The sequence below is a fragment of the Solemya velesiana gill symbiont genome, from assembly GCF_002020805.1.
In the GTDB taxonomy this organism is placed as follows: domain Bacteria; phylum Pseudomonadota; class Gammaproteobacteria; order Chromatiales; family Chromatiaceae; genus Sedimenticola_A.
In genome coordinates this window covers 1-16633 of record NZ_MPRJ01000052.1, presented here as the reverse complement: position 1 = coordinate 16633, position 16633 = coordinate 1, and the positions used below count along the sequence as shown (strand labels likewise).

12 protein-coding genes, 1 tRNA gene and 1 pseudogene are annotated in these 16633 nt (G+C 55.0%); 3 read left to right on the top strand and 11 right to left on the bottom strand.

Translation table 11 applies throughout. From position 1 onward, the window contains the following. Positions 1-119: 119 nt before the first annotated feature. From lon to BOW53_RS08625, 5 genes are all read right to left on the bottom strand, one after another. Positions 120-2564 (bottom strand): endopeptidase La, encoded by a 2445-nt coding sequence (lon, locus tag BOW53_RS08645; RefSeq protein ID WP_078487603.1) that lies wholly within the window; start codon positions 2562-2564, stop codon positions 120-122. 238 nt (positions 2565-2802) lie between these two features. Further along, positions 2803-4074, bottom strand: coding sequence for an ATP-dependent Clp protease ATP-binding subunit ClpX (gene clpX / locus BOW53_RS08640; protein ID WP_078487601.1), 1272 nt, complete (start codon positions 4072-4074; stop codon positions 2803-2805). 216 nt (positions 4075-4290) lie between these two features. After that, complete coding sequence (gene clpP, locus BOW53_RS08635; RefSeq protein WP_078487600.1) at positions 4291-4935, bottom strand: ATP-dependent Clp endopeptidase proteolytic subunit ClpP; 645 nt, start codon at positions 4933-4935, stop codon at positions 4291-4293. A 23-nt stretch (positions 4936-4958) separates the two neighbouring features. Next, complete coding sequence (tig, locus tag BOW53_RS08630) at positions 4959-6275, bottom strand: trigger factor (RefSeq protein ID WP_078487599.1); 1317 nt, start codon at positions 6273-6275, stop codon at positions 4959-4961. A gap of 86 nt (positions 6276-6361) precedes the next feature. Further along, positions 6362-6446, bottom strand: a tRNA-Leu gene (locus BOW53_RS08625). A 163-nt stretch (positions 6447-6609) separates the two neighbouring features. Here BOW53_RS08625 and BOW53_RS08620 point away from each other — a divergent pair. Next, entirely contained in the window at positions 6610-7485 is an 876-nt protein-coding gene (locus tag BOW53_RS08620) for a CPBP family intramembrane glutamic endopeptidase (protein WP_172838837.1), read from the top strand. Between the two features lie 310 nt (positions 7486-7795). Here BOW53_RS08620 and BOW53_RS08615 read toward each other — a convergent pair whose 3' ends face one another. The 4 genes from BOW53_RS08615 to prmB form a co-directional block, all read right to left on the bottom strand. After that, positions 7796-9367: a long-chain-fatty-acid--CoA ligase gene (locus tag BOW53_RS08615; protein ID WP_078487597.1), complete on the bottom strand. Its 1572-nt coding sequence runs from the start codon at positions 9365-9367 to the stop codon at positions 7796-7798. A 170-nt stretch (positions 9368-9537) separates the two neighbouring features. Then, positions 9538-10923 (bottom strand): oxygen-independent coproporphyrinogen III oxidase, encoded by a 1386-nt coding sequence (hemN, locus tag BOW53_RS08610; protein WP_078487596.1) that lies wholly within the window; start codon positions 10921-10923, stop codon positions 9538-9540. Beyond that, the gene (locus tag BOW53_RS12795) at positions 10924-11064 is read right to left on the bottom strand and encodes a hypothetical protein (RefSeq protein ID WP_172838836.1); all 141 of its coding nucleotides are present in this window, start codon (positions 11062-11064) and stop codon (positions 10924-10926) included. It abuts the gene before it with no gap. After that, positions 11065-11955: a 50S ribosomal protein L3 N(5)-glutamine methyltransferase gene (gene prmB, locus BOW53_RS08605; RefSeq protein WP_078487595.1), complete on the bottom strand. Its 891-nt coding sequence runs from the start codon at positions 11953-11955 to the stop codon at positions 11065-11067. A 215-nt stretch (positions 11956-12170) separates the two neighbouring features. On the opposite strand from prmB, the pseudogene BOW53_RS13935 reads away from it, so the two are divergent. After that, positions 12171-13312 (top strand): annotated as a pseudogene (locus BOW53_RS13935) (HDOD domain-containing protein). A 3-nt stretch (positions 13313-13315) separates the two neighbouring features. Then, positions 13316-15262, top strand: coding sequence for a sensor histidine kinase (locus tag BOW53_RS08590; protein ID WP_078487592.1), 1947 nt, complete (start codon positions 13316-13318; stop codon positions 15260-15262). 70 nt (positions 15263-15332) lie between these two features. Here BOW53_RS08590 and BOW53_RS08585 read toward each other — a convergent pair whose 3' ends face one another. Then, on the bottom strand, positions 15333-15815 hold the full coding sequence (locus tag BOW53_RS08585) for an Rrf2 family transcriptional regulator (RefSeq protein ID WP_078487602.1): 483 nt from the start codon (positions 15813-15815) through the stop codon (positions 15333-15335). Positions 15816-15983: 168 nt separating this feature from the next. Further along, positions 15984-16397 (bottom strand): DUF1249 domain-containing protein, encoded by a 414-nt coding sequence (locus tag BOW53_RS08580; RefSeq protein WP_245832069.1) that lies wholly within the window; start codon positions 16395-16397, stop codon positions 15984-15986. Positions 16398-16633: the final 236 nt, after the last annotated feature.

Genomic DNA, 16633 nt, shown 5'->3' with positions numbered 1-16633 from the left:
GCCACAAGAGGCTATCGATCACCGAATGAATTATTTATGGGGCGGCAAGTGGATTTGCTTGCTGCGTAATTGAATTGCAGTTATTACTTGAAACCGCCCCTCATTAATAGGAAATAGCTTCAGTGCCGGGTTAGACCACTACCCTTCTTGGTGGTTTTTTTTCTGCTGGATGATTTGCTTTTTGGTGCTGCCTCAGCGGTCTCTTCATTTCGTGGTTCCGGCATCTCCGTCAGCGCAACCTCCAGCACTTCATCGATCCAACGAACGGGCTTGATCTCCAGGTTCTGCTTGATGTTCTTGGGTATATCAACAAGATCACGTTCGTTCTCTTCGGGAATGATCACGGTCTTTATGCCACCACGATGAGCAGCAAGCAGCTTCTCTTTCAAGCCGCCTATGGGCAGCACTTCACCACGCAGGGTGATCTCACCGGTCATCGCAACATCCGCTTTAACGGGAATCTGCGTCAGTGCAGATACGAGACAGGTACACATCCCAATACCGGCGCTTGGTCCGTCCTTGGGGGTGGCACCTTCAGGCACGTGGATATGGACATCGAACTTCTGATAGAAGTCGTCTTCAAGTCCAAGCACAGCCGCACGACTGCGCACCACCGTCATAGCCGCCTGGATCGACTCCTGCATCACGTCACCCAGTTGGCCGGTGTGGCTCAAGCGACCCTTGCCGGGGACCAGTGCCGACTCGATTCTGAGCAGTTCTCCGCCCACTTCGGTCCAGGCAAGACCGGTAACCTGGCCCACCTGGTCGAACTCGTCGGCCTCACCGTAACGGAAACGCTGGACACCGAGATACTCCTCCAGGCTCTTGGGAGTAATCACCCGCTTGCCTTCTTTCTTCAGCAGTATCTCTTTAACAACCTTGCGGCAGATCTTAGAGATTTCGCGCTCCAGGTTTCGAACACCGGCCTCCCGCGTGTAGCAACGCACGATATCGTGGATGGCACTCTCGCGGATCTGGAGCTCTGCTTCCTTCAGGCCGCTGTTCTCCATCTGCTTGGGTACCAGGTATTTGATGGCGATGTTCACCTTCTCATCTTCGGTATAACCCGAGAGACGGATCACTTCCATACGGTCCAGCAGTGCCGGCGGAATGTTCATGGTATTCGCCGTGGCGACGAACATGGTTTCGGATAGATCGAAATCCACTTCCAAGTAGTGATCCACAAAGGTGTGGTTCTGTTCCGGATCAAGCACCTCCAGCAGTGCCGAGGCCGGATCGCCGCGGAAGTCCATGGCCATCTTGTCGATCTCATCCAACAGGAACAGCGGATTGCGCGTGCCCACCTTGGAGAGATTCTGGATTATCTTGCCCGGCAACGCGCCGATATAGGTACGACGGTGCCCCCGGATTTCGGCCTCATCACGCACGCCGCCCAGGGCCATGCGTACGAATTTACGATTGGTTGCCCGTGCGATGGACTGGCCAACCGAAGTCTTACCCACGCCGGGAGGACCAACCAAGCAGAGAATGGGGCCCTTCAGTTTGCGAACACGCTGCTGGACCGCCAGGTACTCGATGATGCGCTCCTTGACCTTCTCCAGGCCATAGTGATCAGTCTCGAGCACATCTTCAGCCACCGTGAGGTCGTTGCGAATCTTGGAGCGCTTCTTCCAGGGCACATTGACCAGGGCGTCGATATAGTTGCGGACAACCGTGGCCTCTGCGGACATGGGGGACATCAGCTTCAGTTTATTCAGCTCAGCCTGTGCCTTGCTCTTGGCCTCCTTGGTCATGCCCGCTTTTTCAATACGGTTGGTCAGATCCTCGATCTCGTTGGGTGCCTCGTCGAGTTCACCCAACTCCTTCTGGATCGCCTTCATCTGCTCGTTCAGGTAGTACTCGCGCTGGTTCTTTTCCATCTGGCGCTTGACCCGGCCGCGAATACGCTTCTCCATCTGCAACAGATCGTTCTCGGACTCCATCAGCCCCATGAGATGTTCCAGGCGCTCACGCACGTTGGCCATCTCCAGCACATGCTGTTTCTCATCGAGCTTCAGCGACATGTGGGCAGCCATGGTGTCTGCCAGGCGACTGGGATCATCGATACTCGAGAGTGAAGTAAGAACCTCGGGCGGCACCTTCTTGTTGAGCTTCACGTATTGGTCGAACAGTGCGGTGGCAGAACGTGTCAGCACCTCCATCTCCCGCTCGTCAAGACCGGGCTCATTGTAGATGGGCGCCAGCTCGGCAGTGAAAAATTCATCGGACGAGATGAATTTCTGGATGGTTACACGCTCATTGCCCTCGACCAGAACTTTGACAGTACCATCAGGCAGCTTCAACAACTGCAGGATGTTGGCCAGGGTGCCAACCTTGTGCATGTCTTCGATGGCAGGGTCATCTGTATCAGCGCTCTTCTGCGCCACCAGAAGGATCTGCTTGTTGTCCTTCATCGCTGCATCGAGTGCCTTGATCGACTTGTCGCGACCGACGAACAGCGGGATGACCATGTGCGGATAGACCACGACGTCCCGCAAGGGGAGAACGGGTGCCGGGTAGCTGTTTCCGCTGATTGCCGTTGAGCTGTTATCACTCTGACCCATGATGGGCATTCCTCCTGCAAGAAATCCCCCTTGAGGCTGTTTGTTCCTGCAGACCGGTTTCAGTCCGAATGAATATCAGGCTCGCAATGGGGAGATTTGTAAATCTGTTCCAGGACAATCGCCCTGTTACGTATGAATGATTGTAATGATGATGGGGCTGAAATCCTTTTATTCAAGCCCTCTGGATCAAAGACGCACCCGATGTTCAAACCGGGTTTCAATTGGGAGCACGCTGGACTCAGTCCGACGCCGCCAACTGCTTTTCACCACCCTCGTAGATAATGTAGGGTGCGTTCTCGCCCGCAATGACGGACTCGTCAACAACGACCTTGCTCACATTCTCCATGGAGGGCAGGTCATACATGGCATCCAGGAGAACCTGTTCCATGATGGTGCGCAGTCCGCGTGCACCGGTCTTCCGCTCCATCGCCTTGCGGGCAATGGCACGTAGTGCATCTTCCCTGAACTCCAGTTCGCAATCTTCCATCTCGAACAAACGGGCGTACTGTTTGACCAGGGCATTCTTAGGTTCAGTCAGAATCTGAACCAGGGCGTCTTCGTCCAGTTCCTGGAGCGTGGCAACAACAGGCAGGCGGCCAACGAATTCGGGGATCAGACCATACTGAATGAGATCCTCCGGTTCGACATCGACGATAATTTCACCGATATCGCGCGTGCCATCCTTGCTGCGCACCTCGGCAGAAAAACCGATCCCACCCTTTTCCGAACGGTTGCGTATCACCTTGTCGAGACCGGCAAAGGCACCACCGACGATGAACAGGATATTTGAGGTATCAACCTGCAGGAACTCCTGCTGGGGATGCTTGCGGCCACCCTGGGGGGGAACCGATGCAACGGTACCCTCGATCAGCTTCAGCAACGCCTGCTGTACACCTTCGCCCGATACATCACGGGTGATGGAGGGGTTGTCCGACTTGCGGGAGATCTTGTCGATCTCATCGATATAGACAATGCCGGTCTGGGCCTTGTCCACATCGTAGTCGCACTTCTGGAGCAGTTTCTGAATGATGTTCTCAACATCCTCACCGACATAACCCGCTTCGGTCAGCGTGGTCGCGTCGGCAATGGTGAAAGGCACATTGAGCAAGCGAGCCAGGGTCTCGGCGAGCAGGGTCTTACCTGAACCCGTGGGACCGATGAACAGGATGTTGCTCTTGGCAATCTCGATATCATCCTTGTTGGTGCTGACATCAAGACGCTTGTAGTGGTTGTATACCGCAACAGAGAGGACTTTCTTCGCCCTGGCCTGGCCAATGACGTACTGGTCCAGCATTTCAAAGATTTCCTGAGGCTTCGGCAGTTGACCGGTGCCTTCGCCACCGCCCTCCTGCATCTCCTCGCGGATGATGTCGTTGCAGAGTTCGACGCATTCGTCGCAGATGAAAACGGATGGGCCAGCAATCAGCTTGCGTACCTCGTGCTGACTCTTGCCACAGAATGAGCAATAGAGCAGCTTGCCGTCGTCACCTTTTGTCTTGTTGTCACTCATACAGACTTCCTCTTACCACCAGACCGCCTAGTCAAACTTTTTTGTTACAAACTCGTAACATGAGGTCCATCATATCCGATTGCAACAGGTTCGCAAGGTTCCCCGTCTTTCCAACAAGGCGACTCATATTCCCAGTCACCTTCTGAACACTTCCCACGAGCCGGCAATATCCTGTTTTTTACCTTATATCGGCTAGTTACGCCAAAATCAAAGCAATTATTCAGCCTCAGGCATACCGGGTCGTTCTGCAAGGACCTGGTCAATCAGACCGTACGCCATGGCCTCTTCACCGCTCATGAAATTGTCACGCTCGGTGTCCTGCTCAATCGTTTCCAGTGGCTGACCAGTATGCCTGGCCATGATGTGATTCAGGCGATCACGCAGCAGCAGGATCTCTTTTGCATGAATCTCGATGTCTGTCGCCTGCCCCTGGAACCCGCCCAAAGGCTGGTGAATCATCATCCTGGAGTGAGGCAGGCAGTAACGCTTGCCAGCCGCACCGCCAGCCAGAAGCAGTGCACCCATACTGGCCGCCTGACCGACACACATGGTGCTCACGTCTGGACGAATGAACTGCATGGTGTCGTAAATTGCCAGGCCGGCACTGACCGATCCACCGGGCGAGTTGATATAGATGTGAATATCCTTGTCGGGATTCTCAGACTCCAGGAACAGCAGCTGGGCAACCACCAGGTTGGCCATATGATCTTCCACCGGACCCACAAGGAATATCACCCGCTCCTTGAGCAAACGGGAATAGATGTCATAGGAACGTTCGCCGCGCGCCGTCTGCTCGACAACGATCGGGACCAGTCCCAGGTTCTGTGCATCCAATCCGCCCATGTGGCTTATATCGGTCATAGCAATGCGATCCTTTAATTAAACTATTCGGATACTTCGTTGGCCCGGGGAGCCATAAGCTCGGCAAATGCAGTGGGGGTATCCTCTACCTTGGCCTGCTCCAGTACCCACTCGACCACCTGGTCTTCCAGTACCACGTTTTCTATGGAAGCCAACTGCTGCTTGTTGCTGTAGTAGTAGTCGATGACTTCCTGCGGCTTCTCGTAAGACTGTGCGAACTGCTCCACACGCTCACGTACACGATCGGAATCCAGCTCGATGTTGTTGGCCTTGATCACCTCACCGATAACCAGCCCCAGGATAACCCGGCGCTTTGCCTGGTCCTCGAACAGGGCGGCCGGCAGATCCATCTGGGCATTGTGGCCCTGCTGGGCCATGTTCGCCCTGGTCTGCTGCATCAGGGCCTCAGCCTCCTGCTTGATCAGCACGGCAGGCACATCGATGGGATTGGCCTCCAACAGCACTTCCATCGCCTGGTCCTTGAGAGAGCTGCGAATCTTGTCTTCCAACTCACGCTCCATGTTGGAGCGAACCTCTTTGTGCAGCGCCTCGACGCCGCCTTCGGCGATGCCAAAGGCCTTGGCGAACACGTCGTCCAATTCGGGCAGTACCGGTTCGGCGACCTTGGTCACCTTTACCTCGAAGGTTGCCGCTTTTCCGGCCAATGTATCAACCCGGTAATCTTCAGGAAATTGCAGTTCAAGGGTGCGCTCTTCATCTGCAGTCGCCCCAACCAGGCCCGACTCGAAACCGTCGATCATGCTGCTGGAGCCCAACACCAGGGGTACGCCGTCGGCAGTACCGCCCTCAAAGGCCTCACCGTCGATCTTGCCCACGAAATCGATGGTCACCTGGTCGCCGTCCTGTGCCGCACGTTCTACATCATTCCAGGTGACGCGCTGGTTACGCAGCTTGTCGATCATCTGCTCGAAGTCTTCGTCGGTAACTTCCGCTACCGGGCGACTGATGGACTTGTCACTGATGTCCTGCAGGGCTATCTCGGACATCACCTCGAAGGTAGCGGTGTAACCCATACCCTCATCGTCGTTCTTGTCGAGAGGCTCTACGACCGGCTCACCTGCGGGCTGGAGATTCTCCTGGGCCAGTGCCTGGAAGTAGGTTGACTGAACCAGATCGCCGAATACCTCCTGGCGAACCTGCTCAGAATAGCGCTTGCGTACCACCGACATGGGCACCTTGCCCGGGCGGAAACCGTCCATCTTTACCGTACGAGCGACCTCTTTAAGGCGCTTCTCTACCGCCTCGTTGACTTGCTCAACAGGCAGCTCGACAGTCATACGACGCTCAAGCCCTTCACTTGATTCAACCGAAACTTGCATGAAAAACCTCTCTGGCAGACCTTGCCGCCATCTCTATCAATGTCAAAATGGAGCACCGCAGCCATCAAGCTGCGAATGAAAATAACTGGTGCGAAAGGGGAGACTCGAACTCCCACGGGTTACCCCACCAGAACCTAAATCTGGCGCGTCTACCAATTCCGCCACTTTCGCTTTATTGAAAAACCGCACCCAACAAGAGGCAGAATTCCCCAAACAAACGCGCATTATACAGTCTGCACGGCCTTGTTTGTAACCCGGCTGACCCATTTTTTCGGGTAGAATGGCTGATTTGCAAACACCCCGAACTGCCAAATATTCCGAGGAACGGCTGCTAATGCGCCCACTGGCCTATTTCGTCCTACTGATCCTGTTCGCCCTTTTCATCAGCGCCCTGCTCAACTACCCCCTCTACCTGTGGCTGGACGAGAGCATGGACAAAGGCCCGCACAAGCTGATCAACACCACCGCCAAGCTGGTTGCCATTCCCGGTTTCATACTCCTTATCCGACACTACGCCATCGCCTCCAAAGAGGGATTGGGCTACGCACTCCCCCGCTCCGAATTCATCCGGGACATACTCAGAGGCTGGCTTGCCGGCTTCCTGATCCTGGCCGCCCTGAGCATTGCGCTGTTCGTCTTCGGCGTACGCGTCATGAAACCGATACCCGTCGATTGGAGTGCACTGCTGATAAAGACCCTGCTGGCGGCACTGATCGGCGGTATTCTGATCGGGTTTATCGAGGAAACCTTCTTTCGTGGCGGGCTGTTCGGCGCACTGCGCAAGACCCACGGTTTCATGGCCACACTGATTTTCTCCAGTCTCTTCTACGCCTGGATGCATTTCATCAAACCACTCCCCCTCCCCGCCGGTGAAGAATATGCCTGGTACAGCGGCCTTCAGATGGTTTCCGGCGCCTTCAACCAGTACGGCGACTGGGCAACCTTCGACTCATTTCTGGCTCTCTTCGGACTGGGCGCCTTTTTCGCCGTTGTTCGGGAACGCACCGGGAACATTGCCTATGTCATTGGCCTGCACGCGGGGTTTGTCTTTGTAATCAAGACCGTCCGCAAGTTCACCTCAGTTGATTTCGACAGCCAGCTCAGTTTTCTGGTAGGCAATTACGATGGGATGATTGGGTATTTGTCGGCTGCCGGGTTGTTGATTCATACAGTTATTGTGCATAAGCACTGGCGTAGATCACCTAGTTAATTTTTCTTCTGGGCGGTGTTAAAAGGCCTGGTAATAAATTCCGTAGCCTATACGTGGCTTTCTCTGTAGTGACTGCTACGACATGGCTACGAGCTACTTTTGCAAAGAGGCAAAAGTAGCCAAAAACTCTCTTCCCCAGTGTCCCGCCCGCCATCGCGGGTTCACTGCACCCGCAGGGTGGCATGGCGGAGCAGTGGTTTTGGTGACTTTTACCGTAACAAAAGTCACTCGTGGCCATACGAAAGAAGTGGCTACAGAGTGATCCACTTTTAGGCCACGAAATTTATTACCAGGCCTTCAAATCAAACCATTAACTTTCAGTCTCCCGACTATCACCCCCCCTCTCAAGCTCCCCCGCCTTGCGCAATTCACGCTTGAGGATCTTGCCGGCGGCATTCTTCGGCAGCGCATCCTTGACCACCACCTTGCGCGGCACCTGGTGGGGACCGAGGTTTTCACAGCAATAGGCGCGTACCTCGGCCGGGGTCATCTCCTCGCCTTCCCTGGCCACCACGTAGGCCACCACGATCTCACCGTGGAGTTCGCTGGGTTCACCCACCACGGCGGCTTCGGCCATTTTCGGGAACTGGTAGAGTACCTCTTCCACCATACGCGGGTAGACGTTCATACCGTTGACGATGACCATGTCCTTTTTACGGTCCACAATGTACACGTAGCCGTCGACATCCTTGTAGCCGAGATCGCCTGTACGCACCCACTCGCCGAAAAAGCTCTCGGTGGTCGCCTCAGGAAGATTCCAGTAGCCCTTCATCACGTTGGGACCGCGCACACAGATCTCGCCGATCACATCCACTGCAAGCTGTTTTCCTTCGTCATCGTAGATCTCCATCTCCACGTCAGGTACCGGCAAGCCCACGGATGCAGCCTTGCGCTCACCGCCAATGGGATTGACGCAGGTCACGGGGGAGCACTCGGTGGGACCATCCCCTTCATGAATTGCCAGGCCGTACTGCGCTTCGAACTGGCGCATCACCTCAACCGGCATGGCCGCGCCTCCTGACACGCAGTAGCGCACACTCTTCCATTTGGCCACCTGTTCATCCGGCAGACGCAGCAGCACGCTGTACATGCTGGGCACACCGAGGAAAACCGTGGCACCCACCGCCTCGATCACGTCACAGACAGCCGCCGGATCGAACTTGGGCACGGGGGCCAGGCTCAGTCCATGAAGCAGGGGGGTTAGTGTACCCACGGTAGCGGCGAAGGAGTGGAACATGGGCAGCACCACCAGCAATCGGTCCTCGCCGGGACGCAGTTGCAGCGCCTGTACTACGCTGTTGGTGTTTGAGACCAGATTGCGGTGGGTAAGCATCGCCCCCTTGGGATGTCCGGTGGTGCCGGAGGTATAGAGAATGGCCGCCAGGTCGTTGGCCGTATCGAACTCTGGCTTCGGTGGCACTGAAGTATTGGCGCAGAACTCATCGAAGACCAGGTCCCCTTCCTTGAACGGTCCCGACCCCATCCCCACGGCGAATGCAAGATTCTTCAGTTCACCACGGAAGGATTCCACTGCTTCTGCAAACAGTTGGTGGTAGAAGAGCCCCCGCACACCGGCATCGTTGAGAACGTAGGTTATCTCCCGGGGGTTCTGCAGCAGGTTGACCGGCACTACGACGGCACCCGATTTCACTATGCCCATATAGGCAATGGCAAAGGCATCCGAGTTGATGCAGTAGAGCGCCACCCGATCACCCTTTTCTATACCCTGGCTCACCAGGGATGCAGCAACTGCATCGGATGCGCGATCCACCTCGCTGAAGGTCACCTCCCGGTCGGGGAAACAGATGACGGGTTGATCCGCACGCTCTGCGGCAGTAGCACGAAATCGATCAGGGATGGAGGGGGTCTGGCCGTCTGTCATTGCAATTATCCTACGAACTCCAAATAGAAGTGCAGGATAAAACCAGACGAAAAAGGGTGCAAATCGTGCACCCAGACCATAAAAGCACTGTAGGAGCGACTTTAGTCGCGATCTGACCCGCTTGGATGCCGGTCGCGATTAAATCGCTCCTACTAAATCAAAAAAGCCGATCAGATAACTTTCGAAAAGTTCTTCTGCTGGGATGCAGGAGGCAGGTAGGCATCGAAGGCCATGCAGATATTGCGGATCAGCAGGCGTCCCCGTGGCAGTACACGTATACCCCGGTCATCCATCTCCAGCAGACCATCCTCCGCCATACCTTCGAGCTTCACCAGGTCCTGTCCAAAGTAATCATTGAAATTGATACCCCAGGCCTGTTCCACAACAGCAAAGTCCAGTACGAAATTGCAGATCAGCTTGGTGATGACATCGCGACGAATCAGGTCATCCTGGTTCAATTCAAAACCGCGGAACACAGGCAGCCTGTCGGCATCTATACGCTCGTAGTACTCTTCCAGCCCCCGCATGTTCTGGCTGTAGGTGGGCCCCACCATGCTGATGGAGGTTACGCCCATAGCAACGAGGTCACAGTTCGCATGGGTAGAGTAACCCTGGAAGTTGCGATAGAGAGTGCCTTCACGCTGAGCCACCGCAAGCTCATCGTCGGGTCGGGCAAAGTGGTCCATGCCGATATAGACATAGCCCGCCGAGGTCAGGTGATCGATAGTCATCTGCAGGATCTCCAGCTTCTCCTGGGGAGCCGGCAGTTCATCCTCGTTGATACGACGCTGGGGCTTGAACACATGCGGCAGGTGCGCATAGTTGAAGATGGAGAGACGATCCGGACCCACGTCGATCACCCGATCGAGGGTACGCGCAAAGCTCTCCACGCTCTGGAAAGGCAGGCCGTAAACAAGGTCGATACTCACGGACCGAAAACCGTTGTCCTTGGTCGCCTGCAGTACCTCGAAAGTGCTCTGTTCGGACTGGATGCGGTTGACCGCCTTCTGCACTTTCTCTTCGAAGTCCTGTACCCCCAGGCTCATGCGGTTGAAGCCCACGTCACGCAACAGCTTGATGGTATCCGCTATCGCCTCACGGGGATCGATCTCGATGGAGTATTCGCCGGTGTCATCGCCGGCCAGCTTGAAATGCTTGCCGGTGACCTGCATCAGTTCCGCCATCTGCTCGTGGCTGATGAAGGTAGGCGTTCCACCGCCCCAGTGCAGTTGATCCACAGTACGGCTGTTGTCGAACAGCTCGCCCTGCATCTCGATCTCCCTGTAGAGACGATCCAGGTAGGGTTGATTCAGGCCCCGGTCCTTGGTCGCAATCTTGTTACAGGCACAGTAAAAGCAGACGGTATCGCAGAACGGGATATGAAAATAGAGCGACAGGGGCCGCCCACTCTCGTTGCTTTTCAGTGCCGCTGCCCGATACTCGTCCTCACCGAACTTCTCGTGAAATTGAGGGGCGGTTGGATACGAGGTGTACCTGGGGCCCGCGTAGTCGTACTTGTTGATCAGTTCGAGATCGAATACCAGTGACTGGTCCATTTACTCTTCCTCACCCACGTCCAGGCAACAACGATGGGGCTCTTTTATCTGTTTCAGCGCTTCCACATCAAATTTCGCCTGTTTGATGCACTCTGCATATTCTTCAGGGTTCCGCCCATGTTGCACTGCCACTTGCAACATTTACTCATTCAGCTGATCGGCGGTAAGCACGAATACCCCGTGTCCGCCCCGCTCGAACTCGAGCCATAGAAACGGGACATCAGGATAACGATTGGCCAGGACCACGTCACTATTGCCCACTTCGACCACCAGAACACCCTCAGGTTCAAGATAATCTGCCGCCTCCCGGAGCATCCTCGACACAATATCCAGGCCATCTTCTCCCGCCTCCAGGCCCATGGCCGGTTCGCGGAGGTATTCATCGGGCAGTTCGTCCATCTCCTCCAGGCTGACATAGGGAGGGTTGCTGACAATCAAATCATAACGCCGCCCCTTGAGATTCTCGAAAAGATCCGACGCTATGGGCTCCACACGACCACCCAGCTCGTGTCTCGCCACATTCACCCTGGCCACCGCCAGGGCTTCAGGAGAGAGATCCACTGCATCCACACTGGCATCGGGAAACGCGTAGGCGCAACCAATGGCGATGCAGCCGCTGCCGGTACACAGATCAAGCACCCGGGAAACCGAATCAGGCTCGACCCAGGGTGCGAAACCGCCCTCGATCAGTTCAGCGATCTGGGAACGCGGGACAAGCACATGCTCATTTACGTAGAAATGGAGTCCGGCGAAGACTGCGTCGTTGGTCAGGTAGGCCGCCGGCAGCCGCTCGTTGATACGCCGGTCGAACAGGGAAACCACCCGATTACGTTCACCGGCTGTCACCCGGGTATCGAAATAGGACTCCGGCAGGTCAGTTTTAAGATGCAGGGCATGCATCACCAGCACCATCGCCTCATCAAGGGCATTATCGGTGCCGTGACCAAAGAATAAGCCTGCCTCGTTGAACCTGCTGGCACCCCAGCGGATCAAATCCCGTATCGTGAGCAGTGAATCCGTCTCGTCCGTCATACTAAACTGGACCATGAGTAAAAGAGCGAGCATGATAGCCGATTTGGGGGTTTGGCGCTAAAGTGGGGGGAAATCCTGCCGTTAGCGGGCATGTAGAAAGAATAACTACCGAACTGGACGTTGCCATCCAGCAAGAGCAGAAAGGACTTTATTTGAGCATTCATCCAGACCTGATCAGTCACCGCATTCCCCTGCGCTTCCTGCCTGAAAGAATCATGGGCTACCTGGCCCAGCAAGCCTGGGTTGAAGAGATTCCAGCAGACGAAGATCTCTACGACTCTAAAAATGGGGACGACAGCGCCTATCTGCTGGATGGCCGCGTGCCGCTGCAATTCGAAGGGGACGAGCCAAAAATGATCGATCCCCAGTCACCCATGGCCGAGTTCCCCCTCAACAGCCCCAGGCCACCCCAGGTCACCCATGCCATAAGCCAGGGGGTTGTCTCCCTGGTCAGGCTCCCCAGAGAGCTGGTTGAGAGCATCTCCTCCTATTTCGCGCAACAGTCAGACAGCTCCCTGACAGGCATTGAACTGAAAAAAGAGGATGATCCCGGGGATCGCATCTTTCTCGATTTCCTCAACAAGATACAGTCCGGTAAATGCGAATTGCCTGGCATTCCTGATATTGCCGCCCGAATCAGCCAGGCTGTAGACAACCCTGACAGCGATGCCCAGACAGTAGCGAGAGTCATCCAGTCCGACCCAGCAGTGACCACCCGTATCATCAAGGTTGTGAACAGCTCTGCTTTCGGAGGTTCCCACGCGATAGATAACTGCCAACAGGCCGTGGCACGCCTGGGCCTGGACAATACGCGAAACATCGTCATCAGCTTTGCACTGAAAAACCTGTTTCAAACCGATTCGCCATTGATCCAGAAACGGATGAAGGAGCTGTGGCAGCCATCTGTTACGTGATCGCCCAGATGTCTCCCGGGCTGGATGCCGACCGAGCCATGCTCGCAGGACTGATCCATGATATCGGTGCCATACCGATACTTGGCGCGGCAGAAGATTACCCCGAGATGCTCGACAGGATCATCGCCGAGCAGAATGGTGAAATCGGCGCCATGATCATGCGGACCTGGGGCCTCTCCCCAATCCTCGTCGACACGGCCATGCACAGCGACGACTGGTTCCGTGGCCCGGCGGACACCCCCGACTACGTGGACCTGGTAATACTCGCCCAACTGTTGTCGTTTGTCGGCAGCCCGGAAATGCAGAAACTTCCGCCACCGGACCTCTCCCCTGCCTACCACAAGCTGGTGGCCGGCAGGCTCAATCCCGCCCTCTCCCTCGCCGTGTTGAACGAGGCAGAAAAGGAGATCAATGCAATCGAGGAGCTACTCGAAGGGGGCTGATTCATGAACCCGCTCAAGACCCTCAAGTTCCAGATCGCCGCCGCACTGGCCCTCCTTATCATCCTGTTCAGCTGTGTCTTCTCGCTGAGCATCATGTCAATGGATGAACAGCGACGCTACAACATACTGCTCAACCTCACCTCCCGCCTGGAACACAGCGCCAGGAATCTCGTATCCCTGGGTGTCAGCTATGCCATGCACGCACCGGAAGATGACCAGGCATACCAGCGGGACATAAAACTCTATTACCAGGGGATTAAAGACCAGACGGACCTGATCACCGAAATCACAAATGGATTCATGTATGAAAAATTCTCACCCAGCCTCACGGACATGGAGGAGACATTTCAGCCCGATCTCAATCTCGATCCCGCAGTCCACCTGGCAGTAAGGGCAGTGGAAGACGCCTGGGCGGAATTCCAATCGCAACTGGACGAGGCACTTGGCAAAGATCCCACCATGCCGCGACTGAACAAAGCCGCCATGTTCATCAGCTCCAAGCACCAACCACTCACCGAGTCCATCGATGCACTGAGGGCACAGATACAGCGTCTTGGCGATGCCAGGCTCGAGCAGATCAATGCCCTCTATTGGGCACTCTTGATTACTGGCCTCATTATAACTGCAGGCATCTTCAGTTGGTTTTTCATAACGGTGCTCCGTCCCCTGAAAAATGCCGTGCTCGGCTTCCACAAGGTTTCCCGGGGCGACTTCGGGCACCAGGTTCCAGTAACGGGAAACAACGAAATCTCCTGGCTTACCAGCAGTTTCAACCAGCTATCAAGTCGCCTGAACACACTATTCCGGCTGATCGAGAAAATTCAGCAGGGTTCTGATGTGGAAGACACCCTCTGCTTCGTCGCCGAACAACTTCCCGACCTGCTGCCACTCGATTGGATAGGGGCGCTGTTCGTATCAGCAGATCGCAGCGCAATTAATTTCGAGCACAGTTTCTTTGACGGCAACCACGAAAGGGGGCATAGCCGGCACTTCAAGCTCAAGGGCACGATTCTCGAACACGCTCTCGATTCAGGGGAACCCATACATATCCCTGACATGTTGCACACTGCAAAGCAGAACCCCCGGTTCCAGTTTCTGAATCATCTCGTGAAAAAAGGGTTGAGGGACGCAATTTTCCTCCCCATTACGGAACAGAGCCTTGTTCCGGGAGTACTTGCCTTTGCCACCCGCACACCGGACTCCTATACCCCTGAGCACCTGGAATTGCTGACCAATATCGCAAACCTGGTAACTCACAGCTTTGGCAAGACAGTAAAACTGGTAGAGCACGGCCGACTCGCAGCCGTTGGAGAATTTGCATCAGGCATCACGCACGAGATCAGGAACCCTCTCTCCACCATTACCATGGCACTGGACTACCTCCGCAATTCGGAACTCCACGGATCTGCAGCCAAGCGGGCCAACCTGGCACATCAGGAAGCGATACGGGTGGAACGACTGCTGGAGGAGATTCTGCTCTATGCAAAACCAATGACCCTGGAACTTCAGCCACTGGATCTTCGGGGATTGCTATCGGAATTCCTGGAACTCGACACCGAACCTGCAGCCTTAGGCCAGCAAAAGTCCATGCTGTATGCTGATGAAAAAACCTACACCATCCAGGCGGACGCGGACAGGCTGAAGCAGGTGATCCTCAACCTCGCCCGTAATGCCAGTGATGCTGCCCCGGATGGTTCAGAAATCAGTTGGCGCCTCAGCGATGACCCTGAAACACGAACCGTTCGCCTTCAGATCACCAACGGTGGAGAGGCGATACCCAGCGAGCAACTGGCACGCCTGTTCGACCCGTTTTTCACCACGAAACCCCATGGCACCGGGCTTGGACTCGGCATCGTAAAAAAAATTGTCGAGGCCCATGGTGGCGAGATAAAAATCGAATCCGACAGTACCACGGGCACTACTGTAACACTTCAGATACCCATGGCCTGAATTGGCTATGGTAAAAAAAAGACCGCCTGAAGGCGGCCTTTTTTTGCGAATATGAAAAACGTCTTACAGATCAAGCGACCTGTGAACTGGCGTTCATCCCGGACATATCTGCCTCTTTGTTCTGGTCTTTGACGCAGCCGCCTTCTCTCAGACCGCCGCGTTCGACCAACTCGGCGAGGGTGATGCTCCTGAGAAAGTTATAAATCTCGGTGCTCAGATCGTCCCACAGGTTGTGGGTAAGGCAACGTTTGCCTTCCTGGCAATCCTGGTTGCCACCGCAGCGGGTGAACTCCACCCATTCGTCAACAGCGCAGATAATATCGGCAATGGAGATTTCTTCAGCATCACGCCCCAGGTAGTAACCTCCACCCGGTCCGCGTACGCCGCGTACCAGTTGTTTGCTGCGCAGGCATGCGAACAGCTGCTCAAGGTAGGAGAGCGAGATTCCCTGGGTTTCAGAAATCTCGGCCAGAGTTACCGGTCCTTTTCCTCCGTGGAGGGTCAAATCCAGCATCGCAGTAACTGCGTAGCGCCCTTTAGTCGATAGTCTCATGGTCATTCCCTCTTCGGAGATAAATACCTAGTTAATCACTTGGTAATAAAAACTAGCATTTACCTAGGGAAATTGTCAACATTTATTTAAATGATTCCAATTCCCACCTAAAGATAGAAAATCAGCAGACGACTCACCGCGGGGACTTGCAACCCAAAGAACGGTTACTTATTGATAATTTACAAGTTTTCTATCTATTTCCTGATCAGGGCCAAAGGAATGGCCCTGAAGTATGCAAAAGGACAACCACTTGGAAAGAAACAGGTTGGCCTTCCATTTCTGGTCCAGACTGGGGCTGTCGATTCCCCTCTCCAGGGGCAATGCCCGCTGCCTGAGGTCCAGCACTTCCACCTGGTTGGAGTCATAGTAGACCCGCAGCGTGGCATCCGGATCAGGTCGTTGTCCGGCTTCATGGGAAAAGTAATAGGCCAAATGGATCAGGCTGGTATAAGGGGTCTGTTCCAGGACTTCGAGGTAGAGATCCATGCTCCCCTCCAGGCGGGAGAGGTATGTCCCTTCGAGGGCTCTCAGGCCCGGAGCCAACTCCATCATCAGTGCGTAGTTTTCATCACAAAGATCCATCAGCCAACCCACCGTTGGACGGGCTGAGATCAGAGCACGCAGACTCCAGGGGTAGTATGGAGCCCTCATTGGAATTTCCGACCTTTATGAATCATATAAACCTTAAGGATGGTCTGAAAAATTAGAGTTTTCATTCGCCAGGCAGCCAAATTCAAATATCCGTCAAATAAGCCTGTCTTTTATCCCCGAATTGGCCTTTTCAGGGTTTTCAGGCGCAACGTGCCTGTCAAACTGGC